We start from the raw sequence: 24,823 nt of genomic DNA on the forward strand, positions 1-24,823 counted from the left end.
TGCGTTTGATCAGTTCAGGCAAAAGCAGTTGACGAAGTTGTTATCTTGCTTCATACTCTGCGGTTCTTCGCGGTGGGGTGGCCGAGTGGTTAAAGGCAGCAGACTGTAAATCTGCCCTCTCTGAGTACGCTGGTTCGAATCCAGCCCCCACCACCAAAAAGCGTTGATCGTGTAGTGAATCGAATGTTGAAGCTGAGGTGCCTCGCGCGGGTGTAGCTCAATGGTAGAGCTGAAGCCTTCCAAGCTTATGACGAGGGTTCGATTCCCTTCACCCGCTCCAGTTTCAAAATAAGCCCTTGTAGCTCAGTGGTAGAGCACTCCCTTGGTAAGGGAGAGGCCACGTGTTCAATCCACGTCAAGGGCACCAGAATTTGTACGGCAGTCCGCAGCATCGACCGTCAGGTGTGCCTGGTTATTTTCAATATCGTTAGGATCTTAGGAGTCTAGAATGGCAAAAGGTAAATTCGAACGGACCAAGCCGCACGTGAACGTCGGCACCATCGGTCACGTTGACCACGGCAAAACCACCCTGACGGCTGCAATCGCAACCGTTCTGTCGAAGAAGTTCGGCGGCGAAGCCAAGGCCTACGACCAGATCGACGCGGCTCCGGAAGAAAAAGCGCGCGGCATCACGATCAACACCGCACACGTCGAGTACGAGACGGCCAACCGCCACTACGCACACGTCGACTGCCCGGGCCACGCCGACTACATCAAGAACATGATCACCGGTGCCGCCCAGATGGACGGCGCGATCCTGGTGTGCTCGGCCGCTGACGGCCCGATGCCGCAGACGCGCGAACACATCCTGCTGGCTCGCCAGGTGGGTGTTCCGTACATCATCGTGTTCCTGAACAAGTGCGACCTGGTCGACGACGCAGAACTGCTGGAACTGGTCGAAATGGAAGTGCGCGAGCTCCTGTCGAAGTACGAGTTCCCGGGCGACGACCTGCCGATCATCAAGGGTTCGGCTCGTATGGCACTGGAAGGTGCAGCCGGCGAAATGGGCGAAGACTGCATCATCCGTCTGGCCGAAGCACTGGACACCTACATCCCGACGCCGGAACGTGCCGTTGACGGCGCCTTCCTGATGCCGGTGGAAGACGTGTTCTCGATCTCGGGCCGCGGTACCGTGGTGACCGGTCGTGTCGAGCGCGGCATCATCAAGGTCGGCGAGGAGATCGAAATCGTCGGCATCACCGACACCGTCAAGACGACCTGCACCGGCGTGGAAATGTTCCGCAAGCTGCTGGATCAAGGTCAGGCTGGCGACAACGTCGGTCTGCTGCTGCGCGGCACCAAGCGTGAAGACGTCCAGCGTGGTCAGGTTCTGGCCAAGCCGGGTTCGATCAAGCCGCACACCGACTTCACGGGCGAAGTGTACGTCCTGTCGAAGGACGAAGGCGGCCGTCACACCCCGTTCTTCAACAACTACCGTCCGCAGTTCTACTTCCGTACGACGGACGTGACCGGTTCGATCGTTCTGCCGGCCGATAAAGAGATGGTCATGCCGGGCGACAACGTGTCGATCACCGTCAAGCTGATCGCTCCGATCGCGATGGAAGAAGGTCTGCGCTTCGCAATCCGCGAAGGCGGCCGTACCGTCGGCGCCGGCGTGGTTGCCAAGATCCTGGCCTAAGTAGTATTTGGTAGTACCTCCGGGCGGAACGATTCTGTTCCGCCCAACAATAGAGTGTTGCGCGAAGTATCCATGTCGCGTATAATGCTCGATTCAACTAGAAGTTTTTGTAGGGGCGTAGCTCAATTGGCAGAGCGTCGGTCTCCAAAACCGAAGGTTGGGGGTTCGATGCCCTCCGCCCCTGCCACCGAATTCGGTGCCAGGCACCCGAAAGTAAATTAAGTATGTCTAATCAATCCGTGCAAACCGTCGGCACCTCGAACGACAAGTTCAAGGTCGCGCTGGCAGTGGTTGCTACGATTGCAGGTGTGGTCGGCTTTTTCATTCTGAAAGGCCAGAACAAACCAGCCCTGATGTGCGCAGGCGCACTCGTGGCTGGTTTGGCTATTGCCGTCCTGCTGTTGTGGACTTCGACGACCGGCCGCGATTTCCTGGGCTTCGCGAAGGAATCCGTACGTGAAACGAAGAAGGTTGTATGGCCTACCGGCAAAGAAGCGAGACAGATCACCGCCGTGGTGTTCGGGTTCGTGCTGGTGATGGCAATTTTCCTGTGGGGCACGGATAAGATTCTGGAATTTTTGATGTACGACGTGATCCTGGGGTGGAAACAATAATGAGCGATAACGTTCAGCAAGATAACGTGCCGGGTGACGCCCCGGCACAAAACGCTGGTGCGCCGCTGAGTACTCCGGTCAGCAACAAGCGCTGGTACGTCGTGCATGTCTATTCCGGCATGGAAAAGAGCGTGATGCGCGGCCTGACTGATCGCATCGAGCGCGCTGGCATGCAAGAACAGTTCGGCCAGATCCTGGTCCCGACCGAAGAAGTGGTCGAGGTCAAGAATGGCAGCAAGTCGGTGTCCGAGCGCCGCTTCTTCCCGGGTTATGTGCTGGTCGAGATGGAAATGACCGACGAGACCTGGCACCTCGTGAAGAACACGCCGAAAGTCACCGGCTTCATCGGCGGCAAGAGCAACAAGCCGACCCCGATTCCGGCGCGCGAGATCGACAAGATCATGCAGCAGGTCCAGGAAGGTGTCGAGAAGCCGCGGCCTAAGGTGCTGTACGAAGTGGGCGAGCAGGTGCGCATCAAGGAAGGCCCGTTCACCGACTTCAACGGCAGCGTCGAAGAAGTCAACTACGAAAAATCGAAGGTGCGTGTGTCTGTCACCATCTTCGGCCGCGCGACTCCGGTGGAACTGGAGTTCGGGCAGGTGGAGAAAGTCTAAAACGCCGAATCGGAGCGTCGCAGCAGCAAGGCGGAATCCGATAAGAGGAGCTCCGCCTGATAAGCAGTGGTACAGGTGGAGCGCTACCACTCAATCGACATAGGAGCCAATCATGGCAAAGAAAATCGTCGGTTTTATCAAGCTGCAAGTGCCGGCTGGTAAAGCAAACCCGTCCCCTCCGATCGGCCCGGCCCTCGGCCAGCGTGGTCTGAACATCATGGAATTCTGCAAGGCCTTCAATGCCAAGACCCAAGGCATGGAACCGGGCATGCCGATTCCCGTCGTGATCACCGCCTTCGCGGACAAGTCCTTCACCTTCGAGATGAAGACCCCGCCGGCAACGTACCTGATCAAGAAGTTCTCGGGCGTCACCAAAGGTTCGCCGAAGCCGCACACCGACAAGGTCGGCACGCTGACCCGTGCCCAGGCTGAAGAAATCGCAAAAATCAAGCAGCCGGACCTGACCGCCGCTGACCTGGACGCCGCTGTGCGCGTCGTGGCCGGCTCGGCTCGTTCGATGGGCATCACGGTGGAGGGTATCTAATATGGCCAAGCTGTCCAAGCGCGTCAAAGAAATCAAAGCCAAGGTCGATCGCAACAAGGCATACGCTTTCGATAGCGCCGTCGCAATCGTCAAGGAATTCGCAACCGCCAAGTTCAACGAGTCGATCGACGTCGCCGTGCAACTGGGCGTGGATCCGAAGAAATCGGACCAGGTCGTCCGTGGTTCCGTCGTCCTGCCGGCTGGCACGGGCAAGACCGTCCGCGTCGCCGTGTTCGCACAAGGCGAAAAGGCCGAGCAGGCTAAAGCCGCCGGCGCCGACATCGTCGGTATGGAAGACCTGGCAGAGCGCGTCAAGGCCGGCGACATGCCGTTCGACGTCGTGATCGCCTCGCCGGATACGATGCGTATCGTCGGTACCCTGGGTCAGATCCTGGGCCCGCGCGGCCTGATGCCGAACCCGAAGGTCGGCACCGTGACCCCGGACGTCGCTGGCGCCGTCAAGAACGCCAAGGCCGGTCAGGTCCAGTACCGTACCGACAAGGCAGGTATCATCCACGCCACGATCGGCCGCAAGTCGTTCAGCGACGAACAGCTGAAGACCAACCTGGTCGCGCTGATCGACGCCCTGAACAAGGCCAAGCCGGCTTCGTCGAAGGGTATCTACCTGCGCAAGGTCGCGATCTCGTCGACCATGGGCGCTGGCGTGCGTGTTGATCACGCTACCCTGGCTGCTTAATAGACGTAACGTTTGGTGGGCACGGGGTGCCCACCCTGCGGCTGTCGATGGATCGTAGGGTGGACTCCCCGAGCCCACCATGCAGACCTCGAAAAGAATTAAGTCCCTGCAGAACATCGTGGGGCGGATCTTTGGGCTGGCGGACTGAACCCCGCCAGGCAATCAAAGACCGTTGGGCCGAATGCAGCAGGCAGGCAAGAGGTTAATACACCAACCCAACGCAGATGGCGAACCCGAACAAGTTTTGTAGTCGATGCTTTTGTCGTACTTCTTAACTTCGGACGCCGTGTTCGAACCGATGCGGGGGACGTCCCTCACATCATTTAAGGAGATTGACCGTGGGTCTTAATCTGAATGACAAAAAGGTCGTCGTCGAAGAAGTTAGCGCAAAAGTAGCAACCGCGCAAACGATCGTCGTCGCCGAGTACCGTGGCATCCAGGTTAGTGCTCTGACGAAACTCCGTGCAAATGCTCGTTCGCAGGGCGTGTACCTGCGTGTTCTGAAGAACACGCTGGCTCGTCGCGCTGTGGAAGGCACCCAGTTCGCACCGCTGGCTGAGACCATGGTTGGTCCGCTGATCTACTCGATCTCGGACGACGCCGTCGCAGCAGCCAAGGTGCTCAGCGACTTCTCGAAGACCAACGACAAACTGGTGGTCAAGGGTGGTAACTACGCTGGCAAGAACCTGGATGTCGCTGGCGTCACCGCGCTGGCAAGCATCCCGAGCCGTGAAGTCCTCATCGCCCAGCTGCTGGGCGTCATGCAGGCTCCGGTGTCCGGCTTTGCACGAGTTCTGGCTGCAATCGCAGCACAAAAAGGCGAAGGTTCCGCAGCTCCGGCAGAAGCCGCTGCAGCAGAATAAGCAAGCCTTTTTGCTCAAGTACTAATCACACATCAAAAATTTGGAGTTTCAAATGGCAATTAGCAAAGAAGAGTTCCTGGACGCAGTTGGCGCAATGTCGGTCATGGAACTGAACGACCTGGTCAAGGCATTCGAAGAGAAATTCGGCGTCTCGGCAGCTGCAATGGCAGCTCCGGCAGCTGGCGGCGCAGCCGCTGGTGCACCGGCTGCTGAAGAGCAGACCGAATTCAACGTCGTGCTGGCTGAAGTCGGCGCGAACAAGGTCGGCGTCATCAAGGCCGTCCGCGAAATCACCGGTCTGGGCCTGAAAGAAGCCAAGGACCTGGTCGACGGCGCACCGAAGACCGTCAAGGAAGCCCTGCCGAAAGCTGACGCTGAAGCCGCTAAGAAGAAGCTGGAAGAAGCTGGCGCCAAGGCCGAGCTCAAGTAATACATATGCAAAGGGCGCTGGAATCAGCGCCCGGCGCCGGAGTCAAAGCGCGCAGACCCCCGCCGGAAGGTGGGGTATGCGGCTTTGGCTCTTTTGTCGTCCCTACGACAAAACGAGCAGTACCGTTTTAGAAGCACTGCAGCACGGCATTATCGTAACACAGCAGCACCGGTTCCTAATCACCCGGCGGATCGCGGCGAGATTTGAGGCCTTGCATGTGGTGGCGTAACCACTGGCAATTCCTGAATTCTCATCCTTTCTGTCACTCACGGAGTGTCCATGCACTACTCATTTACTGAGAAGAAACGCATTCGCAAGTCGTTCGCGAAGCGCGCCAACGTTCACAACGTTCCCTACCTCCTCGCTACGCAGCTGGAGTCTTACGAGAATTTCCTGCAGGCGGACACTGGGCCCTCCGCACGCAAGAACGAAGGTCTGCAATCGGCTTTCACCTCCATCTTCCCGATCGTGTCGCACAACGGGTTTGCGCGCCTCGAATTCCTCTCTTACGTGCTGGGTGACCCCGCTTTCGACGTCAAGGAATGCCAACAACGCGGCCTGACCTTCGCGTCGCCGCTGCGCGCCAAGGTGCGTCTGGTGATCCTGGACAAGGAATCGCCGACCAAGCCGGTCGTCAAGGAAATGAAGGAACAGGAAGTGTACATGGGCGAATTGCCGCTCATGACCGCCAACGGTTCGTTCGTCATCAACGGCACGGAGCGCGTGATCGTCTCGCAGCTGCACCGTTCGCCGGGCGTGTTCTTCGAGCACGACCGCGGCAAGACGCACTCGTCGGGCAAGCTGCTGTTCTCGGCACGTATCATCCCTTACCGCGGCTCGTGGCTGGACTTCGAGTTCGACCCGAAGGACATCCTGTTCTTCCGCGTCGACCGCCGCCGCAAGATGCCGGTGACGATCCTGCTGAAAGCCATCGGCATGACGCCGGAGCAGATCCTCGCGAACTTCTTCGTGTTCGACAACTTCAACCTGCGTTCGGAAGGCGCGGAACTGGAATTCGTGGCCGAGCGCCTGCGCGGTGAAGTCGCGCGCTTCGACATCGTCGATCCGAAATCGGGCAAGACGCTCGTGACGAAAGACAAGCGCATCAACGCCAAGAACGTGCGCGACGTCGAGAACGCCGGCATCACCCACATCTCGGTGCCGGAAGACTACCTGATCGGCCGCGTGCTGGCGAAGAACGTCGTCGACGGCGACACCGGCGAGATCATCGCCAACGCCAACGACGAGCTGACCGACGAGCTGCTGGGCAAGCTGCGCGACGCCAACATCGACGCGATCCAGACGCTGTACACCAACGACCTGGACCAGGGCGCCTACATTTCGCAGACGCTGCGCACCGACGACACCGCCGACCAGACCGCGGCCCGCGTCGCGATCTACCGCATGATGCGTCCTGGCGAACCGCCGACCGAAGAATCGGTGGAAGCGCTGTTCCACGGCCTGTTCTACAGCCCGGAACGCTACGACCTGTCGGCCGTCGGCCGCATGAAGTTCAACCGTCGCATCGGCCGTGATGAACTGGTCGGCGACATGACGCTGTCGAACGAAGACATCCTGGCCGTGATCAAGATCCTGGTCGAGCTGCGCAATGGCCGCGGCGAAGTCGACGACATCGATCACCTGGGTAACCGCCGCGTGCGTTGCGTGGGCGAGCTGGCCGAAAACCAGTTCCGCGCCGGCCTCGTGCGCGTTGAGCGCGCCGTCAAGGAACGCCTCGGCCAGGCCGAAGCGGACAACCTGATGCCGCACGACCTGATCAACAGCAAGCCGATCTCGGCCGCAATCCGCGAATTCTTCGGTTCGTCGCAGCTGTCGCAGTTCATGGACCAGACCAACCCGCTGTCGGAAATCACGCACAAGCGCCGTGTTTCCGCACTGGGCCCGGGCGGCCTGACCCGCGAGCGCGCCGGCTTCGAAGTCCGCGACGTGCACCCGACCCACTACGGCCGCGTCTGCCCGATCGAAACGCCTGAAGGCCCGAACATCGGCCTGATCAACTCGTTGGCACTGTTTGCCCGCCTGAACGAATACGGCTTCCTGGAAACCCCGTACCGCAAGGTCGAAGGTTCGAAAGTCACCGACAAGATCGAATACCTGTCGGCGATCGAAGAAGGCCGCTACATCATCGCCCAGGCGAACGCGCAGATCAACGAAGCGGGCCAGCTGGTCGACGAACTCGTGTCGGCACGTGAAGCCGGCGAAACCATCCTCGTGTCGCCGGAACGCATCCAGTACATGGACGTGGCCCCGGGCCAGATCGTGTCGGTGGCAGCGTCGCTGATTCCGTTCCTCGAGCACGATGACGCGAACCGTGCACTGATGGGCGCCAACATGCAGCGCCAGGCCGTGCCTTGCCTGCGTCCGGAAAAAGCCTTCGTCGGTACCGGCATCGAGCGCACCGTGGCAGTCGACTCGGGCACGACCGTGCAGGCGACCCGTGGCGGTATCGTCGATTACGTCGACGCCGGCCGCGTGGTGATCCGCGTGAACGACGAAGAAGCGCAGGCTGGCGAAGTCGGTGTCGACATCTACAACCTGATCAAGTACACCCGTTCGAACCAGAACACCAACATCAACCAGCGTCCGATCGTGAAAGTGGGCGATCGCGTGGCACGTGGCGACGTCATCGCCGACGGCGCCTCGACCGACCTGGGCGAACTGGCACTGGGCCAGAACATGCTGGTGGCGTTCATGCCGTGGAACGGCCTGAACTTCGAGGACTCGATCCTGATCTCGGAAAACGTCGTCAAGGACGATCGCTACACCTCGATCCACATCGAGGAACTGTCGGTCGTCGCACGCGACACCAAGCTGGGCCCTGAAGAAATCACCCGCGACATCTCGAACCTGGCGGAAAACCAGCTGGCTCGCCTGGACGAGTCGGGCATCGTCTACATCGGCGCCGAAGTGCAGGCCGGTGACGTGCTGGTCGGTAAGGTGACGCCGAAGGGCGAAACCCAGCTGACGCCCGAAGAGAAGCTGCTGCGCGCGATCTTCGGCGAGAAGGCTTCGGACGTGAAGGACACGTCGCTGCGCGTGCCGTCGGGCATGGTCGGTACCGTGATCGACGTTCAAGTGTTCACGCGTGAAGGCATCGTGCGCGACAAGCGCGCCCAGCAGATCATCGACGACGAGCTGAAGCGCTTCCGCCTGGACTTGAACGACCAGCTGCGTATCGTCGAAGGCGACGCGTTCCAGCGTCTGGAGCGTCTGCTCGTCGGCAAGACCGTCAACGGCGGTCCGAAGAAGCTGGCGAAGGGTGCCGTGATCGACAAGGCCTACCTGGACGACCTGGACAAGTTCCATTGGTTCGACATCCGTCCGGCCGACGACGAAACCGCCAACGCACTGGAGGCGATGAAGGAGTCGATCAACGAGAAGCGTCACCAGTTCGACCTCGCGTTCGAAGAGAAGCGCAAGAAGCTCACGCAGGGCGACGAGCTGCAGCCGGGCGTGCAGAAGATGGTCAAGGTCTACCTGGCCGTCAAGCGCCGCCTGCAGTCGGGCGACAAGATGGCAGGCCGCCACGGTAACAAGGGTGTGGTCTCGCGTATCGTGCCGGTGGAAGACATGCCGTTCATGGCCGACGGTACGCCGGCCGACGTCGTGCTGAACCCGCTGGGCGTCCCGTCGCGTATGAACGTCGGTCAGATCCTGGAAACCCACCTGGGTTGGGCAGCGAAAGGTCTGGGCCTGCGCCTCGGCGAAATGATCAAGGCCAAGGCCGAGACCGAACAGCTGCGCGCCTTCCTTGGCAAGATCTACAACGAAACGGGCAAGAAGGAAGACCTGGACAACTTCAGCGACGAGGAAATCGTCGAACTGGCGCACAACCTCAAGAACGGCGTGCCGTTCGCGACGCCGGTGTTCGACGGTGCGCACGAAGAAGAAATCCGCCGCATGCTGGACCTGGCGTTCCCGGACGAGATCGCGACCCACCTGGGCATGACCCCGTCGAAGAACCAGGTCACGATGTACGACGGCCGCACGGGCGAAGCGTTCGAGCGCAAGGTGACCGTGGGCTTCATGCACATGCTGAAGCTGCACCACCTGGTCGACGACAAGATGCACGCCCGCTCGACCGGTCCGTACTCGCTCGTGACGCAGCAGCCGCTGGGTGGTAAAGCCCAGTTCGGTGGCCAGCGCTTCGGTGAGATGGAGGTGTGGGCACTGGAAGCGTACGGCGCATCGTACGTGCTGCAGGAAATGCTGACCGTGAAGTCGGACGACGTGAACGGCCGTACTAAGGTGTACGAGAACCTGGTCAAGGGCGACCACGTGATCGACGCAGGTATGCCGGAATCGTTCAACGTGCTGGTGAAAGAAATCCGCTCGCTGGGTATCGACATCGACCTCGAGCGCAACTAATCGCTAGTACGGAACCGCGCTCCGCCGCAACGAGCGGAGCGCGGTTAGAAGTAAAGAATTCAATCACCCGGAGTGATAAATGAAAGCACTGCTCGATCTATTCAAGCAAGTTCAGCAAAACGAGAGCTTCGACGCCATCAAGATTGGCCTGGCGTCGCCCGAGAAAATCCGTTCGTGGTCGTTCGGCGAAGTCAAGAAGCCGGAGACCATCAACTACCGTACGTTCAAGCCGGAACGTGATGGCCTGTTTTGCGCAAAAATCTTTGGTCCGATCAAGGACTACGAATGCCTGTGCGGCAAGTACAAGCGCCTGAAGCACCGCGGCGTCATCTGCGAGAAGTGTGGCGTCGAAGTCACGCTGGCGAAAGTCCGCCGTGAGCGCATGGGCCACATCGAGCTGGCCTCGCCGGTCGCGCACATCTGGTTCCTGAAGTCGCTGCCGTCGCGCCTGGGCATGGTCCTGGACATGACGCTGCGCGATATCGAACGCGTCCTGTACTTCGAAGCATACGTCGTGACCGATCCGGGCATGACCCCGCTGAAGAAGTGCCAGATCATGTCGGAAGACGACTACGCCGCCAAGTACGAAGAGTACGGCGACGACTTCACCGCATTCATGGGCGCCGAAGGCATCCGTGAACTGCTGCGCTCGATCGACATCGACCGCGAAGCCGAAGCCCTGCGCGTCGAACTCAAAGAGTCGAAGTCGGAAGCCAAGATCAAGAAATACGCCAAGCGCCTGAAAGTGCTCGAGGCGTTCCAGCGTTCGGGCATCAAGCCGGAATGGATGATCATGGAAGTGCTCCCGGTCCTGCCGCCGGAGCTGCGTCCGCTCGTCCCGCTGGATGGCGGCCGTTTCGCCACGTCCGACCTGAACGACCTGTATCGCCGCGTCATCAACCGTAACAACCGCCTGAAGCGCCTGATGGAACTGCGCGCTCCGGAGATCATTACGCGTAACGAGAAGCGCATGCTGCAGGAAGCAGTGGACTCGCTGCTGGACAACGGCCGTCGCGGCAAAGCGATGACCGGCGCCAACAAGCGTCCGCTGAAGTCGCTGGCTGAAATGATCAAGGGTAAGGGCGGCCGCTTCCGTCAGAACCTGCTGGGCAAGCGCGTCGACTACTCGGGCCGTTCGGTCATCGTGGTGGGTCCGCAGCTGAAACTGCACCAGTGCGGCCTGCCGAAGCTGATGGCCCTGGAACTGTTCAAGCCGTTCATCTTCAACAAGCTGGAACTGATGGGTCTGGCAACGACCATCAAGGCTGCGAAGAAGCTCGTCGAGCAGCAGGAACCGGTCGTCTGGGACATCCTGGAAGAAGTCATCAAGGAACACCCGGTGATGCTGAACCGTGCGCCGACGCTGCACCGTCTCGGTATCCAGGCGTTCGAGCCTGTGCTGATCGAAGGTAAAGCGATCCAGCTGCACCCGCTGGTCTGCGCGGCGTTCAACGCCGACTTCGACGGTGACCAGATGGCAGTCCACGTCCCGCTGTCGATCGAAGCACAGATGGAAGCGCGTACGCTGATGCTGGCGTCGAACAACATCCTGTTCCCGTCGAACGGCGAACCGTCGATCGTCCCGTCGCAGGATATCGTGCTGGGTCTGTACTACGCGAGCCGCGAGGCGATCAACGCCAAGGGCGAAGGCATGCTGTTCCCGGACGTGTCGGAAGTCATCCGCGCGTACGACAACAAGGAAGTCGAACTGGCGACCCGCATCACCGTGCGTATCGTGGAATTCCCGCGCAACGCCGAAGGCGGTTTCGACCAGACGCTGACCCGCTACGAGACCACGGTCGGCCGTGCGATCCTGTCCGAGATCCTGCCGAAAGGCCTGCCGTTCTCGGTGCTGAACCGCGCGCTGAAGAAGAAGGAAATCTCGAAGCTGATCAACACGTCGTTCCGCAAGTGCGGCCTGCGTGCGACCGTCGTGTTCGCCGACAAGCTGATGCAGTCGGGCTTCCGTCTCGCAACGCGCGCCGGTATCTCGATCGCCGTGGACGACATGCTGATCCCGGACGTCAAGAAGACCATGATCTCGACCGCCGAAGCGGAAGTGAAACAGATCGAGCAGCAGTACGCCTCGGGTCTGGTCACCGCCGGCGAGCGTTACAACAAGGTCGTCGACATCTGGGGCAAGACCTCGGACGAAGTCGGCAAGGCGATGATGGACCAGCTGAAAGTGGAGCCGGTCACGAAGCGCGACGGCACGCAAGGCACGCAAGAGTCGTTCAACGCCATCTACATGATGGCCGACTCGGGCGCCCGCGGTTCCGCAGCCCAGATCCGCCAGCTGGCCGGTATGCGCGGCCTGATGGCGAAGCCGGACGGCTCGATTATCGAAACGCCGATTACCGCGAACTTCCGCGAAGGCCTGAACGTTCTGCAGTACTTCATCTCGACGCACGGCGCCCGTAAAGGTCTGGCCGACACCGCGCTGAAGACGGCAAACTCGGGTTACCTGACCCGTCGTCTCGTCGACGTGACGCAGGACCTGGTCGTGACGGAAGACGATTGCGGCACCACCAACGGCACGCACATGAAGGCGATGGTCGAAGGCGGTGAAGTGATCGAAGCCCTGCGCGACCGTATCCTGGGCCGCGTGGCCGGTACCGACATCGTCAATCCGGAAACGCAGGCCACGCTGTACGAAGCCGGCACGCTGCTGGACGAAGACATGGTCGAAGAGATCGAGCGTCTGGGTATCGACGAAGTGAAGGTCCGCACCCCGCTGAACTGCGACACCCGTTATGGCCTGTGCGCGAAGTGCTACGGCCGTGACCTGGGCCGCGGCCTGCTGGTGAACTCCGGCGAAGCCGTCGGTGTCGTGGCGGCACAGTCGATCGGTGAGCCGGGTACCCAGCTGACCATGCGTACGTTCCACATCGGTGGTGCGGCATCGCGTGCGGCAGTGGCATCGTCGGTGGAAGCCAAGTCGAACGGTACGGTCCGCTTCACGGCCACGATGCGTTACGTGACCAACGGCAAAGGCGCCCAGATCGTCATTTCGCGTTCGGGCGAAGTGCTGATCACGGACGACCACGGCCGCGAGCGCGAGCGTCACAAGGTGCCGTACGGCGCGACCCTGGCTGTCCAGGACGGCATGGTGGTGAAAGCCGGCCTGCCGCTGGCAACGTGGGATCCGCTGACCCGTCCGATCATCACCGAGTACGCCGGTACGATCAAGTTCGAGAACGTGGAAGAGGGCGTCACCGTCGCTCGCCAGGTGGACGAGGTCACGGGCCTGTCGACCCTGGTCGCGATCGACCCGAAACGCCGCGGCTCGGGCAAGGTCAACCGTCCGCAGGTCAAGCTGCTCAACGCCGAAGGTCAGGAAGTCAAGATCGCCGGCACCGAGCACGCCGTGACGATCGGCTTCCAGGTCGGCGCACTGATCATGGTGAAGGATGGCCAGCAAGTGTCGGTGGGTGAAGTGCTTGCACGTATCCCGACCGAATCGCAGAAGACCCGTGACATTACCGGTGGTCTGCCGCGCGTTGCCGAGCTGTTCGAAGCCCGTTCGCCGAAAGATGCCGGCATGCTGGCGGAAGTCACCGGTACGGTCGCATTCGGTAAAGAAACCAAGGGCAAGCAACGCCTGGAAATCACCGACATGGACGGCAACAAGCACGAGTTCCTGATCACCAAGGACAAGCAAGTGCTGGTGCACGACGGCCAGGTGGTGAACAAGGGCGAGATGATCGTGGACGGCCCGGCCGATCCGCAAGACATCCTGCGCCTGCTGGGTATCGAAGCGCTGGCCCGCTACATCGTCGACGAAGTGCAGGACGTGTACCGTCTGCAGGGCGTGAAGATCAACGACAAGCACATCGAGGTGATCGTTCGCCAGATGCTGCGTCGTGTTCAGATCGTCGAAGCCGGCGACACCGACTACATCGTCGGCGAGCAGGTGGAGCGTTCGGAACTGCTGGAAGAAAACGACCGCGTGACGGCCGCAGGCAAGCTGCCGGCGACGTACGAGAACGTGCTGCTGGGTATCACGAAGGCATCGCTGTCGACGGATTCGTTCATCTCGGCCGCATCGTTCCAGGAAACCACCCGCGTGCTGACCGAAGCGGCGATCATGGGCAAGCGCGACGGTCTGCGCGGCCTGAAGGAAAACGTCATCGTCGGCCGCCTGATCCCGGGCGGTACGGGTCTCGCCTTCCACCGCGCCCGCAAGGAGAAGGAAGCGTGGGAAGCCGAAGAGCGCGCAGCGCTGCTGCAGCAGGAGAAGGCCAACATGGCTGCCGAGCTGCAGGCGATGGAAGACCAGCAGCAGGCTGCTTCGCTGGAACAGCATCACGGCGACGGCGAGTAATCGCTTCAGTCCTAGCCTGAACGGCTAATGAAAACGGCACCTCGAGGGGTGCCGTTTTTTTTGCGTCGTGCGGAAGGGACTATCGCGCGTTCTCGCGCAGCCGGTGCACGGTCGCGAAGACGAGAGGCTTCACGTCGTCGCACGACATATTGGCCAGCTGGCGCACGTCGCGCGTCTTGCCCGCTTCCTGCGCCACGAGATAACCTAGGTAGTAGCCGCGCCGCCGTGGCATGGCGTCGGTGCCGCGCTTCATGAACAGGTTCGCGTAGGTCTGCGCGTCGTCCTTGCCGAGTGCATTGTCCAGGTCCGCCAGCGCCGCCGGCAGGACGGCGCGCGTGCGTGCCGCCATGTCGTCCGGCGAGGTGAGCAGCAACTCTTTCTCGTTGGCTTGCGGGTTCAGCACGTGGGACACGTAAGTGGCCAGACCCTCGACCCACAACGATGACCAGACGCTGTTGGTACCGCATTCCGCGACGCGGGGAAGGTGGTAGTGATGAAACAGCTCGTGATGGAAGAATGCGCTTTCGTTGCCATCGCCATGTTCCTTGACCATCCGGTCGATGCCGAAAATCAGAGTGTCCTTGCCGTCGATGGGGCGCATCCCGCCGTCCATTTCGCCGAGCGAATGCACCACATAGATATCGTTCGGCGGTTCGAAGTCCGCGAAGGTCGCCTTGAATGACGCCATGTACCCGGGCAGCTGTGCGCCGAACTGCTGCGCCTTCCGGACGTACGCCATCCGTATCGTCGGGAACTCCTGGACGGCCGTCGCGATGCGTTCGTCGTATTGCGCCGCGGTGAGAAAATTCGGGACCCGCTCGGCCTTGTAAAACGTGGGAAACGTCGGCGCAACGACGGTCTTGAACGCGGCGAGCTGCTCCGCGGGCGGCTTGTCGTGGTTTGCGTCCCAGAAATCGGCGAACGCCATCGCATCGTTATGCAGGCGAGGGGGCGCCGCCCACGCGAACGTCGAGAATACCGCTGCGAGAACCAACGACAGCAAACGCATGCTTACTTCCCATGATGAGTCATGGCGGCTATCCTCGCATGTGTGTATATAATTTGGCAACATGTTCGTCGGTTGGGGTACGATAATGGCCATCCCCACTCTCCAGCGCCGACGTGCCTTTCGATGCTTTCCTGCGCGACGGCTTCACCGTCGTTCCCGCCGTACTCGATGAATCGCAGTGCGATGCCATCGCTCGCGCTGCACACGTCGTCGAAGGCGACGGGGACCAGCCGACGCCGTGTGCTGCACTTCGTCTTCGGGCCGCCAGTGCTGCCGTATGGCCTGCAGTGGGAATACGCGGTCGGGCAGGTTGGTGTGGAACGAATCTAGTGCTGATAAACGCTTGAATAGTTCATCGACCCCGTTTGGCTGATATCGGCAGCATGGCCGTTGGTGCTCTGGCTCGCGATCGCCGTATTGCTGAAGCCGGCTTGCGTGATGGTCAGGCTGTTCTCGTAGCCGGCCTGCACGAAGCTGGCGACGTTGAAATCGCCGTTCTGGACTACGCGCGCAACCGTCGCGTAGTCCGACTGGATGGCGTCGACGCTGTTGCCTTGTCCCTGCTGTTGAACGTCCACGCTCTTCAGGTCGGAATGGGTGATCGTCGCGCGGGCCGTGTTGGCGGCGCCCCTCTGCACGATGGTCGGGCCGGAGCCCGTCGCGTCCCGCGTGCCCACCGACACCGTGTTTTCCTCGCCGACCTGCGTGATGGCGGGGCCGTTATACACGGCGTCGTCCTGGGTCACCACGAGACGGTTGCGCGTGCCGGATTGATGGATTTCCAGGTGCGTATCGGCGCTATAGCGCTGCGCCACGCTGGCGCTATTGCCCGTGCCCTGTTGCTCGACCACGAGGAGGCTCGACGTCACGATGTGTTGCGTGACACTGGCGTCGTTCGCCGTGCCTGATTGAGTGAGCCTGGCCTCGATCTCGCCCCGGTTGCTGGACGTGCCGTCCTGCGTGAGGCCGGCGAGGTTTCCCGAGCCCTGCTGATAGACGGTCGCCAACGCCCTGCCGTGGATGTCCTGCTGGACGATGCCGTCGATCGTCGAGCCCGGGCGGCCCGCATGGTTGTCGTCGCCGATCTGCGTGATCGTTGCCAGGCTGCCGGACGACGAGCTGGTTTGCTGCGTCACCGTGCCGGATTGGGCCGCGGCGCCTTGGCAGGCGCATGCCAGGGCGATGGCCGGGAGAGCGAGTTTCATCGGTGGCTCCTGTGAGGTTGCTTCAGTGCTGATAGACGCTGGTCCAGTTGCCCGATCCCGTCTGGCGGAGATTGGCCGCATACACATCGCCCTGCTGGCGCAACGTCGCGCTGTTGGCGTCGCCAATCTGGGCAATCACGGCGCTGTTCCCGGTAAAGATTCCGACCCCGCCGGACTGTGCGGTGCGCGCCGCGTTGCCGATGCCGTTCTGATCGATGCTGACGGTATGGCCGTACCCCGTCTGGGTTCCATCCGCCAAGTTGGCAGAGCCCTGTTGCTGGAATAACATGGCCCCTTCATTGATATTTGTCTGGCTGGCGCGCGCGTCATTGCGATAGCCGTCTTGCTGGATGACCGGGCTGCAGAAACTCGCCTGTTCCGCCATTACCGACGCTGTATTGCCTTCGCCGTTCTGCACCACGCGAGAGCCGAAAAACGGACCGCTGTTGTGTTCGCTGACTGCCGCGCTGTTGCCGATGCCGTTCTGGGTCGTCCAGATGCTGCTGTCCATGACCGCGACCTGCTTGACGTCGGACCGGTTGCCGGTGCCGTTCTGCTTTACCTCGATCAACGGACCGTTGACGTTTTCCTGCCGCACGGTGGCGCTGTTTCCGCTGCCGGTCTGCTCGACCGAAGCCTCCACGCTCAACTCATGGACCGTGTCCTGTACGACGCTCGCGTTGTTGTTTGTCCCGTTCTGGTAAATGCGCAATGTCCAGTCGTAACCTTGGAAGAGGTCGCGCTGGATGACGCCGGGGCCGGACGCGCCGGGACCGCCCACGTGGTTGTTGTCGCCGATCTGCGTGATCGTCACGCCTGTGTCGCCGTTCGGCAGATCGGATTGCTCGGCGGCCGTCGTGTTGCCATTGCCCTGCTGCGTGATCGTGATGCTCGGTCCCGCGGCCACGACATGGCAGGCGCAGGCGAGGCCGACGCCGATGATGATGGAAGAGAGTGGTGCTTTCATGGCTTGCTCCTTGATGTGGACCGGGGTACGGCGGCAAGGCGGGCCGTGCCCCGGCGCTGCTGGATTCCTGCGGTTAGTCGGCCAGTCCGGTCGCTCAGTGCTGATAAACGTTCGCGTAATTGCCGGCCCCGATCTGGCTGATGGTGGACGCGAATCCATCGCCGACCTGACGGAGTGTCGCGCTGTTGTTGTTGCCGACCTGGGTGATCAGCGCACTGTTACCGATGAGTATTTCGTTCACGCCGATCTGGGTGATGCTGGCCAGGTTGCCGTTGCCGTTCTGGTTGATGGCCGCGGACTGGCCGATGCCCGTCTGGGTGATGTCGGCCTGGTTGTCGGCGCCCGTCTGCGTGATCGCGAGGGTCGACGTCGAGACGCTGTATTGGTTCGTCGTCGCGTGGTTGCGGAGGCCCGTCTGGGTGATCGTGTGGTCACTGAAGTTGTTGTCGATCGCCGTGGCGGACACCGTGTTGCCATCGCCGTTCTGCACGACTGACGGACCGGAGAACAGGGCGGTGCCCTGGTCGACGATCGTCGCCCCGTTGCCGGTGCCCGTTTGTGTCACGCGGATTCTGGTGTCCGACGCGGATTGCGTGACGTCAGTCGCGTTGCCGGTGCCGTTCTGGTTGACGATCACGTCGGCACCCCCGCTTTCTTCCTGCCGCACCATGGCGCTGTTCGCATTGCCCGTCTGCGCGATGCTGACGGTCGGGATATGGGGCCCGATGTCGGCTTGCACGATGCCGGCGTTGTTGCCCGTCCCGGACTGGGTCACGGTGGCCTCGGCGCCCGTGATCGATCCGTGCTGGATGACGCCGGCGGTCGTCCCGCCCGGGCCGCCCACGTGATTGTCGGTGCCGGTCTGCTGAATGTGGATGAACGGAATGGCGCCGGGATCGAAGTCGTATTGTTCGGCCGCGGCCGTGTTGCCCGTGCCCTGTTGGGTGATCGTGACCGTGGGCGAGGTGACCTGCGCCGCGGCGAACGGGCCCGCGACCGCCAGGCCGACGCTCAATGCAAGTGCCGAGAGAAGGATTTTCATGACTGACTCCTGGTGTGGTGAGGGGCATTGCACGAACGATTCAGCGCCCCTGGTACTGAATGATGGTGGCCGACTTGCCGTTGCCGTATTGGGCGACGCGCGCCGTCCCCTGCCGGCCGTACTGTTCGATGCGCGCCGTGTTCAGCACGCCCTGCTGCTCGATGGCGGCGCGATTGCCGGTACCGGCTTGCAGGATGTCCGCCTGGTTGCGGTCGCCGCGTTGCCGTATCGAGGCTTCGTTGTCGAGCCCGTCCTGCACGACGCCCGCACCGTTGGCCGTGCCGTCCTGGTCGACGAGGGCCTGGCTTTGCCGGCCGCCCAGCCCTGCCGCCATGGCCGGCGCGACTGTGCCGTTCGGCATCGTCCGGGTTGGTGCATCGAGTTCCGATGGAGCCAGGTCCGGATCGCCGGCCCGGGCTGCCGCGGCAAGGAGCAGGGCGCACGCCGCGTACACGGCCTTCATGGCGCGCTCCCCGGATTCGTGCCGGCGACGCGCGGTGCCATCCGCTGCGCGACCTGCTGGAGGGCGGCGGTATCGAGGTAGCGCCGCAGCACCGGGCTGGACAGGGCGGCTTCGTCCTTCAGCGCCCAGTTGCCGGCCTTGATGCCTTGGGCGATGAGGTGGATGACGGCCGCCTCGATGGCCTCGTCGACGCACAGTTGCGGCGGTTCGTTGCGCGTGATGCCGGCTTCGAATTCCGCCAGGTTTTTTACGTTGACGAACTTGAAGACGCTGGGGTGCAGTTCGTACGAGTAGATGGTCTTGCTCGTCGAGACGCTTTGCAGGATCTGCCCGCTGCCGATGTCGACCGTGCGCAGGCTGACCGTCACCTGGTCGACGCGGTATTGCGTGCTCATGCCGACGCCGAGGAAGCGCGCGCCCACGCCGCCCGTGCGCACATTGCTTTCGTAGGCGACGATGCCGCCTTCGACGAGGACCGATGCCGCCAGCAGCGGCGGGATCTGCACGGCCGGCGTGCCGGCCGGCTGCGGCATTTCCAGAGCGCGCACGATCTTGCGTTCGGTGAGGAGGTTCTGCAGGTTCTCCCGTTCGACCGGGATGAACCAGCCGGAGTCCTGCAGCGCGCGGATCAGCATCGACGACGCGCCCTGCGTCACCGCCGTCGAGAACGAGCTGTCCGGTGCCGGCTTGTACTGGCCCGTCTGGTCGCGGATGCCGTACACGGCCACGGCGATCCTGCCCTTCGGCGGCGGCAGGGCCAGCAGGTCGCGCGTGAGGGCGGTGTCCGGCGTGAGGCGCGCATTGTCGCGCACGGCCGACGGCGCGTGGGCGCAGCCGCCCAGCAGCGCCGCCAGCGCGAGCGCCGCGGGCAGTGAAGCGCGCGGCGCGCTCATTGGCCGACCTCGAACGACGTGACGGCGCCCGTCGACTTGTCGGTGGTCGTCACGCGCAGCAGGCCTCCGCCGAGGTCGGTCACCGTGATGACGAAGTTCTCCGTCGAGAACGTGCCCGGCAACAGTTTGCCGTCCGTTCCCATCAGCTTCGACGTCGCGGCGGAAGCGAGCTGGCTCAGCATCATGCGTTCGAGCGTCTCGTTGAACTGTTGCAGCGGGCTCTGGTTCAGCGGCGACGAGCCGCCGAGCCCCGACGAGCCATGCTTGTTCGTCGCCGACGCCGACGCGAGCAGTCCGGGGCCGTTCGACGGCGACCCGCCGAAACTCGGGTTGACCGGCACGTAGACCAGTTCGGAGGCGCCGGCGGCGGCGCCCCACAGTGCGAGACAACAGGCGAGATGCGGGGACAAGCTGTGCAACATGGCTCACTCCTTCGTGCGGTCAGAATTCGTCGGGCGCGAGATCGGCATCGCGGAGGAAAGTGCGTTCTTGGTCGATGTCCAGGACGGCCCGGTAGGCGCTGTCGGCGGCGTTCTCGCCCAGCGCCTGCAGCTCCGTGCGCGCGGGCGGCAACTGCACCTGGAGCACGCGGCGCGCGCCGTATTCGACCCACACCTGCGTGCCCCAGCGCGCAGACGGACGCTCGCGGAGCGCGATCGTGTAGCGGTCACTGCCGGGCTTGTCGAGCCATGCGGCGATGAAGTGCCGGCAGAATTCCTGGCCTGCCACCGTGATGGGTTGGCTTGCCACGATGCCCCATCCGTCCGGAGCCAGGTCGTGCCCGTCCTGGCTCGCGGCACAAGGGGCGAGGGAGCACGCACCCGCCAGCGCCAGGCTGGCGAGCACGCGGGAGATGGTAATCATCTGCAACCTTTATTGCATAAAAGTTATAAAATAAGCAATATTGATAGGTGCAGTGTAGCGATTGGACGCGCTCGTCTCACGAGCTTCGTCAGAGATGTTGAGCCAAGTGTTGGAGGCGGATCAATGCGCGATCGCCACCTTGCCCACATGCGTGCCGCCCGCCACGGTGGCGTACGCCGCAGCCGCCTCGTCGATGCCGAACGTCCGATCGACCACCGGCACGATGCCATTGGCCTCGATGGCACGCACGGCTTCCGCCAGGTCCGCCACCGACCCCGTGCTGTTGCCCACCACGCGCAGCGCCTTGCCGATGATGGAAAACAGGTTGATGGACGTCGCCGCGCCCGACAGGAAGCCGACCGTGAACACGGTGCCGCCCATCGCCGCCGCGTGCAGCGAGCGCTCGAACGTGGCGTCGCCGACCGTCTCGACGACGAGGTCGGCGCCGCGGCCGTTCGTCAGCGCCAGCACGGCCGTATCCCAGTCCGGCCGTGCGCGATAGTTCACGAGGTGGTCCGCGCCGAGCGCGCGGCCCCGCTCCAGCTTGGCGTCCGACGACGAGACGAGGATCACGGTCGCACCGCTCGCCTTGGCGAACTGCAACGCGAACAGGCTGACGCCACCCGTACCGAGGATGACGACGGTCGAGCCGGGCCGCACGGAGGCCGACCGCACCGCATTCCACGCCGTCGTGGCCGCGATCGGCAACGTCGCGCCCTGCGCGAAATCGAGGTGATCGGGCAGCCGCACAACACTCCGCGCCGGCACGACCACGTATTCCGACAGCGAGCCGGGCAGCGTGATGCCGCGCATGGCCGCGATCCGTTCCGGCCGCATCGGGCCGTCGAGCCAGCCGGGCATGAAGTGCGGGATCACGCGGTCGCCGCGCGCGACATTGGTCGCGCCGGCGCCCAGCGCGACGACCTCGCCCGCACCGTCCGCGACGGGCACCATCGGCAACGTGGCACCGGGAAAGCTCCCCGTCGCGACGGCGACGTCGATGTAGTTCAGCGCGGCGGCGCGCAGGCGGATGAGGACGTCGCCGGGGCCCGGTTCCGGATCGGGCAGCGACGTGCGGCGGAACGAGGAGAGCGACGGTTCGACGAGCTGGATGGCGTACATGGCATGGGCTCCTGTGAAATGAGAGGCCAGTGTGATTGCTCATCGAAAGACGATAAACTCTGCTTTTCTTGCATCATTTTCAACCGGGACTTGCGAATGGATCTGCTGGACAGCATGAAGGTCTACGTGCTCACCGTCGAGAAGGGCAGCCTGAGCGCGGCCGCGGACGCGTGCGGCATGTCGGCCACGATGGCCGGCAACCACGTGCGCGCGCTCGAGGAGCGGCTCGGCATGCAGCTGATGCACCGCACGACGCGGCGCCAGCACGTGACGGCATTCGGCGAGGATTACTATGCGCGCTGCAAGGAGATCCTGCGGCTCGTCGCCGAGACGGACGCGCAGGCGTCCGCGATGCGCCTCGCGCCCGCGGGCACGTTGCGCGTCAGCGCGCCCGTCACGTTCGGCGTCGAGGCGCTGGCGCCGGCGCTTCCCGACTACCTGGCGCGCTATCCCGAGGTGGACGTCGAACTGGACATCGCCGACCGCATCGTCGACCTGATGGACGGCGGTTGCGAAGCCGCGATCCGCATCGGCCAGCTGGCGCCCGATTCGGGCCTCGTCGCGCGGCCGCTGGCGCCGTACCGGCTGATGCTGTGCGCGTCGCCCGACTACCTCGCGCGGCGCGGCATGCCGCAGACGCCGTCCGACCTGGCCCATCACGACTGCCTGTCGTTCGGCGCCGCGAACATCAATCAATGGCGGTTCCAACGCGATGACGACGTGTGCCAGGTGCCCGTCCAGGGCCGCGTAAAAATCAACAACGGACAGGCGCTGCGGACCGCGGCGCTGCAGGGGCTCGGCGTCGTGCTGCAGCCGACGATCCTGCTCGAGGCCGACGTGCGGGCAGGGCGCCTCGTCCAGCTGTTTCCCGATTTCGAGCTGCCGGGCCGGCCCGTGCACGTCGTCTACCTGCCGCACCGTTATCGCTCGCCCAAGCTGCGCAGCTTCATCGATTTCGTGATCGAGCGCTTCGGCGACGCCGCATCAACCCTTTCCACGAGGACCCCATGACCGCGCTGCTCATCATCGACATGCAAAAAGGCATGCTCAGCCCCACGTTGCCGCCCCGGAACAACCCGCAGGCGGAAGCCAACATCGCACGCCTGCTGGCCGCGTGGCGCGAGGCGGGCAAGCCCGTGGTGCTCGTGCGCCACATCAGCCGGTCGGCGACGTCCGTGTTTGCGCCGGGTCAGGCAGGCGCCGAATTCCAGGAACGATTCGCGCCGCTGGCGCTCGAACACATCGTCGAGAAGAACGTGCCGGACGCCTTCGTCAACACGGGCCTCGAACGGTGGCTGCACGTGCGCGGCATCCGCGACGTCGTGATCGCCGGCGTGAGCACGAACAATTCCGTCGAGGCGACGGCGCGCACGGCCGGCAATCTGGGGTTCTCGACCGTCGTCGTCGCGGATGCGTGTTTCACCTTCGACAAGGCCGATTTCGGCGGCACGCCGCGCAGCGCCGACGAGGTGCACCTGATGGCGCTCGCCAACCTGCATGGCGAGTACGCCGACGTGCGCACGACGGCCGACTTCCTGGGCGGCTGATTCCTGGGCGGCTGATCAATCGCGCCGCAGTCGCGATGTCACGCGCGCCTGCACGTCCGCGAACCGCAGTTCGACGGGCAGGCCCGGCTGCCTGAGCCAGGCGTCGATCGCGGGCTGGCGATAGAACCCGGGGGCGCACGCGTCGTAGCGCAGGAAACGGGCGATCGCGTCGCCATCGGTGAAGCCCAGTTCCACGGCGTACGCGTACGCGCGCGCGCGCCGGTCGCGCAGGCTGGCGTCCGCGGCCAGCTCCGGGTGCGTTGCGATGATGTGCTCGCGGACATGGGCGAGCGGGTTGTCGTCAGGCTCAAGCATGCTCTCTCCGTCGATCGGCACCGCGCCGACGCGCCATTGTTCCCGTCTCTCCGACGATGGCCGTTGTGTCGTCTCAAGATTTCCGTAACGTTTTCCTTGATAAATCTTTATCGAATACACTAGCCCGGCGACACATTCCCAACCTGAAAGAACCTGAAAGGAGACGGTATGACTGTTAAATCCCTCATCGCATTCGCATGCGCGCTCGCGGCAGCCGCCGGCGCACACGCCGCCGAGCAGCTGCAGGCCCCGATGACCCTCGTGAACGCCGACGGCACCGGCAAGATGATCGGCCACGTGACGGTCGCGGAATCGCCGTCCGGCCTCGTGTTCACGCCGAGCCTGGCGAGCCTGCCGCCGGGCGCGCATGGCTTCCACGTGCACGCGATGGGCACCTGCGGCGCCAACGAGAAGGACGGGAAGAAGGTCGCGGCCGGCGCGGCCGGCGGCCACTTCGATCCGGCGGGGGCGAAGCACCACGCGGGCCCGTCCGGCGACGGCCACCTGGGCGACCTGCCTCCGCTCGTCGTGGCCGACAACGGCCGGGCCGGCACGGCCGTGACGGCGCCGCGCCTGACCAAGCTGTCCGAAGTGAAGGGCAAGGCGTTGATGATCCACGCCGGCGGCGACAATTTCTCCGATCAACCGAAGCCGCTGGGCGGCGGGGGCGAGCGCATCGCCTGCGGCGTCATCCAGTGACGGTCACAGCCCGAGGTCGGACAGGCCGGGATGGTCGTCCGGCCGCCGTCCCTGCGGCCAGTGGAATTTTCGGTCGGCTTCTTTGATGGGCATGTCGTTCAGGCAGGCATAGCGCCGGGACATCAGGCCGTTGTCGTCGAATTCCCAGTTCTCGTTGCCGAACGTGCGGAACCAGTTGCCGGAATCGTCGTGCCATTCGTAGGCGTAGCGCACGGCGATGCGGTTACCGTCCACGGCCCACAGTTCCTTGATCAGGCGGTAGTCCAGTTCCTTCTTCCATTTGCGGTCGAGGAACTGGACGATCTCGTCGCGGCCGTTGACGAATTCCGCGCGGTTGCGCCAGCGGCTGTCCGGCGTGTACGCCTGCGCGACCTTTTCCGGATTGCGGCTGTTCCAGCCGTCTTCGGCCAGGCGCACTTTCTGGATGGCCGTCGCATGCGTGAAAGGCGGGAATGGCGGACGGGGTTCGACGGTGGACATGAAGATTCCTTTCAAATTGAGGTAGACAGGTCTGTATCGTAAGCGATTCAGCCCACGCGTGACCCATTTGTTTCGATAGGTGGTGTAGACAGGTCTGTATCGT

23 protein-coding genes and 4 tRNA genes are annotated in these 24,823 nt (G+C 63.1%); 16 read left to right on the plus strand and 11 right to left on the minus strand.

Annotated features, from left to right (window positions below; translation table 11 throughout):
- The first annotated feature begins 71 nt into the window (after positions 1-71).
- The 13 genes from HAV22_RS06730 to rpoC all read left to right on the plus strand — a co-directional run bounded on the left by HAV22_RS06730 (position 72) and on the right by rpoC (position 14,114).
- Positions 72-156 (plus strand) — tRNA-Tyr (locus HAV22_RS06730).
- A gap of 50 nt (positions 157-206) precedes the next feature.
- Positions 207-280, plus strand: a tRNA-Gly gene (locus tag HAV22_RS06735).
- Between the two features lie 12 nt (positions 281-292).
- Positions 293-367 (plus strand) — tRNA-Thr (locus HAV22_RS06740).
- A gap of 81 nt (positions 368-448) precedes the next feature.
- Positions 449-1,639 carry an elongation factor Tu gene (tuf, locus tag HAV22_RS06745; protein WP_166857832.1) on the plus strand — a complete coding sequence of 397 codons (1,191 nt, stop codon included), beginning with the start codon at positions 449-451 and terminating at the stop codon, positions 1,637-1,639.
- Between the two features lie 111 nt (positions 1,640-1,750).
- Positions 1,751-1,826: transfer RNA gene (locus HAV22_RS06750), tRNA-Trp, on the plus strand.
- 37 nt (positions 1,827-1,863) lie between these two features.
- Positions 1,864-2,253, plus strand: a complete 390-nt coding sequence (gene secE / locus HAV22_RS06755) for a preprotein translocase subunit SecE (protein ID WP_166857834.1) — start codon at positions 1,864-1,866, stop codon at positions 2,251-2,253.
- The gene (nusG, locus tag HAV22_RS06760; RefSeq protein ID WP_166857836.1) at positions 2,253-2,867 is read left to right on the plus strand and encodes a transcription termination/antitermination protein NusG; all 615 of its coding nucleotides are present in this window, start codon (positions 2,253-2,255) and stop codon (positions 2,865-2,867) included. Before secE ends, nusG begins: the two co-directional genes overlap by 1 nt.
- A 112-nt stretch (positions 2,868-2,979) precedes the next feature.
- On the plus strand, positions 2,980-3,411 hold the full coding sequence (gene rplK / locus HAV22_RS06765; RefSeq protein WP_036239070.1) for a 50S ribosomal protein L11: 432 nt from the start codon (positions 2,980-2,982) through the stop codon (positions 3,409-3,411).
- Position 3,412: 1 nt separating this feature from the next.
- A complete protein-coding gene (rplA, locus tag HAV22_RS06770) occupies positions 3,413-4,108 on the plus strand; it encodes a 50S ribosomal protein L1 (protein WP_166857838.1) in 696 nt (231 codons plus the stop codon).
- Between the two features lie 338 nt (positions 4,109-4,446).
- Positions 4,447-4,971, plus strand: a complete 525-nt coding sequence (rplJ, locus tag HAV22_RS06775; RefSeq protein ID WP_166857840.1) for a 50S ribosomal protein L10 — start codon at positions 4,447-4,449, stop codon at positions 4,969-4,971.
- Between the two features lie 52 nt (positions 4,972-5,023).
- Entirely contained in the window at positions 5,024-5,401 is a 378-nt protein-coding gene (gene rplL / locus HAV22_RS06780; protein ID WP_135190423.1) for a 50S ribosomal protein L7/L12, read from the plus strand.
- A 279-nt stretch (positions 5,402-5,680) separates the two neighbouring features.
- On the plus strand, positions 5,681-9,790 hold the full coding sequence (gene rpoB / locus HAV22_RS06785) for a DNA-directed RNA polymerase subunit beta (RefSeq protein WP_166857842.1): 4,110 nt from the start codon (positions 5,681-5,683) through the stop codon (positions 9,788-9,790).
- Between the two features lie 79 nt (positions 9,791-9,869).
- A complete protein-coding gene (rpoC, locus tag HAV22_RS06790) occupies positions 9,870-14,114 on the plus strand; it encodes a DNA-directed RNA polymerase subunit beta' (RefSeq protein ID WP_166857844.1) in 4,245 nt (1,414 codons plus the stop codon).
- Positions 14,115-14,193: 79 nt separating this feature from the next.
- Here the strand turns inward: rpoC and HAV22_RS06795 are convergent, their stop codons facing one another.
- From HAV22_RS06795 to HAV22_RS06835, 9 genes are all read right to left on the minus strand, one after another.
- A complete protein-coding gene (locus HAV22_RS06795; RefSeq protein WP_166857846.1) occupies positions 14,194-15,216 on the minus strand; it encodes a hypothetical protein in 1,023 nt (340 codons plus the stop codon).
- A gap of 233 nt (positions 15,217-15,449) precedes the next feature.
- Positions 15,450-16,328: a hypothetical protein gene (locus tag HAV22_RS06800; RefSeq protein WP_166857848.1), complete on the minus strand. Its 879-nt coding sequence runs from the start codon at positions 16,326-16,328 to the stop codon at positions 15,450-15,452.
- 22 nt (positions 16,329-16,350) lie between these two features.
- Positions 16,351-17,295: a hypothetical protein gene (locus HAV22_RS06805; protein ID WP_166857850.1), complete on the minus strand. Its 945-nt coding sequence runs from the start codon at positions 17,293-17,295 to the stop codon at positions 16,351-16,353.
- Between the two features lie 94 nt (positions 17,296-17,389).
- Complete coding sequence (locus HAV22_RS06810) at positions 17,390-18,337, minus strand: hypothetical protein (protein WP_166857852.1); 948 nt, start codon at positions 18,335-18,337, stop codon at positions 17,390-17,392.
- Positions 18,338-18,377: 40 nt separating this feature from the next.
- The gene (locus HAV22_RS06815; RefSeq protein WP_166857854.1) at positions 18,378-18,800 is read right to left on the minus strand and encodes a curli production assembly protein CsgB; all 423 of its coding nucleotides are present in this window, start codon (positions 18,798-18,800) and stop codon (positions 18,378-18,380) included.
- Positions 18,797-19,693, minus strand: coding sequence for a CsgG/HfaB family protein (locus HAV22_RS06820; protein WP_166857856.1), 897 nt, complete (start codon positions 19,691-19,693; stop codon positions 18,797-18,799). The genes HAV22_RS06815 and HAV22_RS06820 overlap by 4 nt, the downstream gene beginning before the upstream one ends.
- Positions 19,690-20,115 carry a curli assembly protein CsgF gene (locus tag HAV22_RS06825; protein WP_166857858.1) on the minus strand — a complete coding sequence of 142 codons (426 nt, stop codon included), beginning with the start codon at positions 20,113-20,115 and terminating at the stop codon, positions 19,690-19,692. Before HAV22_RS06825 ends, HAV22_RS06820 begins: the two co-directional genes overlap by 4 nt.
- A gap of 19 nt (positions 20,116-20,134) precedes the next feature.
- Positions 20,135-20,557: a CsgE family curli-type amyloid fiber assembly protein gene (locus HAV22_RS06830; RefSeq protein ID WP_166857860.1), complete on the minus strand. Its 423-nt coding sequence runs from the start codon at positions 20,555-20,557 to the stop codon at positions 20,135-20,137.
- Positions 20,558-20,677: 120 nt separating this feature from the next.
- Positions 20,678-21,679: a zinc-dependent alcohol dehydrogenase family protein gene (locus HAV22_RS06835; protein ID WP_166857862.1), complete on the minus strand. Its 1,002-nt coding sequence runs from the start codon at positions 21,677-21,679 to the stop codon at positions 20,678-20,680.
- 96 nt (positions 21,680-21,775) lie between these two features.
- On the opposite strand from HAV22_RS06835, the gene HAV22_RS06840 reads away from it, so the two are divergent.
- A complete protein-coding gene (locus HAV22_RS06840) occupies positions 21,776-22,690 on the plus strand; it encodes a LysR family transcriptional regulator (protein ID WP_166857864.1) in 915 nt (304 codons plus the stop codon).
- Positions 22,687-23,226, plus strand: coding sequence for a cysteine hydrolase family protein (locus HAV22_RS06845; RefSeq protein ID WP_166857866.1), 540 nt, complete (start codon positions 22,687-22,689; stop codon positions 23,224-23,226). Before HAV22_RS06840 ends, HAV22_RS06845 begins: the two co-directional genes overlap by 4 nt.
- Before the next feature lie 15 nt (positions 23,227-23,241).
- Here HAV22_RS06845 and HAV22_RS06850 read toward each other — a convergent pair whose 3' ends face one another.
- A complete protein-coding gene (locus HAV22_RS06850; RefSeq protein WP_166857868.1) occupies positions 23,242-23,541 on the minus strand; it encodes a hypothetical protein in 300 nt (99 codons plus the stop codon).
- A gap of 168 nt (positions 23,542-23,709) precedes the next feature.
- Here HAV22_RS06850 and sodC point away from each other — a divergent pair, with 168 nt between their 5' ends.
- Positions 23,710-24,240, plus strand: coding sequence for a superoxide dismutase family protein (sodC, locus tag HAV22_RS06855; RefSeq protein ID WP_166857870.1), 531 nt, complete (start codon positions 23,710-23,712; stop codon positions 24,238-24,240).
- A gap of 3 nt (positions 24,241-24,243) precedes the next feature.
- Here the strand turns inward: sodC and HAV22_RS06860 are convergent, their stop codons facing one another.
- Positions 24,244-24,720 carry a nuclear transport factor 2 family protein gene (locus HAV22_RS06860; protein ID WP_166857872.1) on the minus strand — a complete coding sequence of 159 codons (477 nt, stop codon included), beginning with the start codon at positions 24,718-24,720 and terminating at the stop codon, positions 24,244-24,246.
- Positions 24,721-24,823: the final 103 nt, after the last annotated feature.

The sequence above is a fragment of the Telluria antibiotica genome, assembly GCF_011682055.1.
Lineage (GTDB): Bacteria > Pseudomonadota > Gammaproteobacteria > Burkholderiales > Burkholderiaceae_D > Telluria > Telluria antibiotica.

Bases quoted from the DNA above. Each gene is read 5' to 3' on its own strand.
- HAV22_RS06815 (WP_166857854.1), bottom strand. From the start codon at position 18,800: ATGAAGGCCGTGTACGCGGCGTGCGCCCTGCTCCTTGCCGCGGCAGCC.
- HAV22_RS06840 (WP_166857864.1), top strand. From the start codon at position 21,776: ATGGATCTGCTGGACAGCATGAAGGTCTACGTGCTCACCGTCGAGAAG.
- secE (WP_166857834.1), top strand. From the start codon at position 1,864: ATGTCTAATCAATCCGTGCAAACCGTCGGCACCTCGAACGACAAGTTC.
- HAV22_RS06805 (WP_166857850.1), bottom strand. From the start codon at position 17,295: ATGAAAGCACCACTCTCTTCCATCATCATCGGCGTCGGCCTCGCCTGC.
- HAV22_RS06800 (WP_166857848.1), bottom strand. From the start codon at position 16,328: ATGAAACTCGCTCTCCCGGCCATCGCCCTGGCATGCGCCTGCCAAGGC.
- nusG (WP_166857836.1), top strand. From the start codon at position 2,253: ATGAGCGATAACGTTCAGCAAGATAACGTGCCGGGTGACGCCCCGGCA.
- HAV22_RS06845 (WP_166857866.1), top strand. From the start codon at position 22,687: ATGACCGCGCTGCTCATCATCGACATGCAAAAAGGCATGCTCAGCCCC.
- tuf (WP_166857832.1), top strand. From the start codon at position 449: ATGGCAAAAGGTAAATTCGAACGGACCAAGCCGCACGTGAACGTCGGC.
- HAV22_RS06830 (WP_166857860.1), bottom strand. From the start codon at position 20,557: ATGATTACCATCTCCCGCGTGCTCGCCAGCCTGGCGCTGGCGGGTGCG.
- HAV22_RS06835 (WP_166857862.1), bottom strand. From the start codon at position 21,679: ATGTACGCCATCCAGCTCGTCGAACCGTCGCTCTCCTCGTTCCGCCGC.
- sodC (WP_166857870.1), top strand. From the start codon at position 23,710: ATGACTGTTAAATCCCTCATCGCATTCGCATGCGCGCTCGCGGCAGCC.
- HAV22_RS06820 (WP_166857856.1), bottom strand. From the start codon at position 19,693: ATGAGCGCGCCGCGCGCTTCACTGCCCGCGGCGCTCGCGCTGGCGGCG.
- HAV22_RS06860 (WP_166857872.1), bottom strand. From the start codon at position 24,720: ATGTCCACCGTCGAACCCCGTCCGCCATTCCCGCCTTTCACGCATGCG.
- rpoB (WP_166857842.1), top strand. From the start codon at position 5,681: ATGCACTACTCATTTACTGAGAAGAAACGCATTCGCAAGTCGTTCGCG.
- rplA (WP_166857838.1), top strand. From the start codon at position 3,413: ATGGCCAAGCTGTCCAAGCGCGTCAAAGAAATCAAAGCCAAGGTCGAT.
- HAV22_RS06795 (WP_166857846.1), bottom strand. From the start codon at position 15,216: ATGGCCATTATCGTACCCCAACCGACGAACATGTTGCCAAATTATATA.
- rpoC (WP_166857844.1), top strand. From the start codon at position 9,870: ATGAAAGCACTGCTCGATCTATTCAAGCAAGTTCAGCAAAACGAGAGC.
- rplL (WP_135190423.1), top strand. From the start codon at position 5,024: ATGGCAATTAGCAAAGAAGAGTTCCTGGACGCAGTTGGCGCAATGTCG.
- HAV22_RS06810 (WP_166857852.1), bottom strand. From the start codon at position 18,337: ATGAAAATCCTTCTCTCGGCACTTGCATTGAGCGTCGGCCTGGCGGTC.
- HAV22_RS06850 (WP_166857868.1), bottom strand. From the start codon at position 23,541: ATGCTTGAGCCTGACGACAACCCGCTCGCCCATGTCCGCGAGCACATC.
- HAV22_RS06825 (WP_166857858.1), bottom strand. From the start codon at position 20,115: ATGTTGCACAGCTTGTCCCCGCATCTCGCCTGTTGTCTCGCACTGTGG.
- rplK (WP_036239070.1), top strand. From the start codon at position 2,980: ATGGCAAAGAAAATCGTCGGTTTTATCAAGCTGCAAGTGCCGGCTGGT.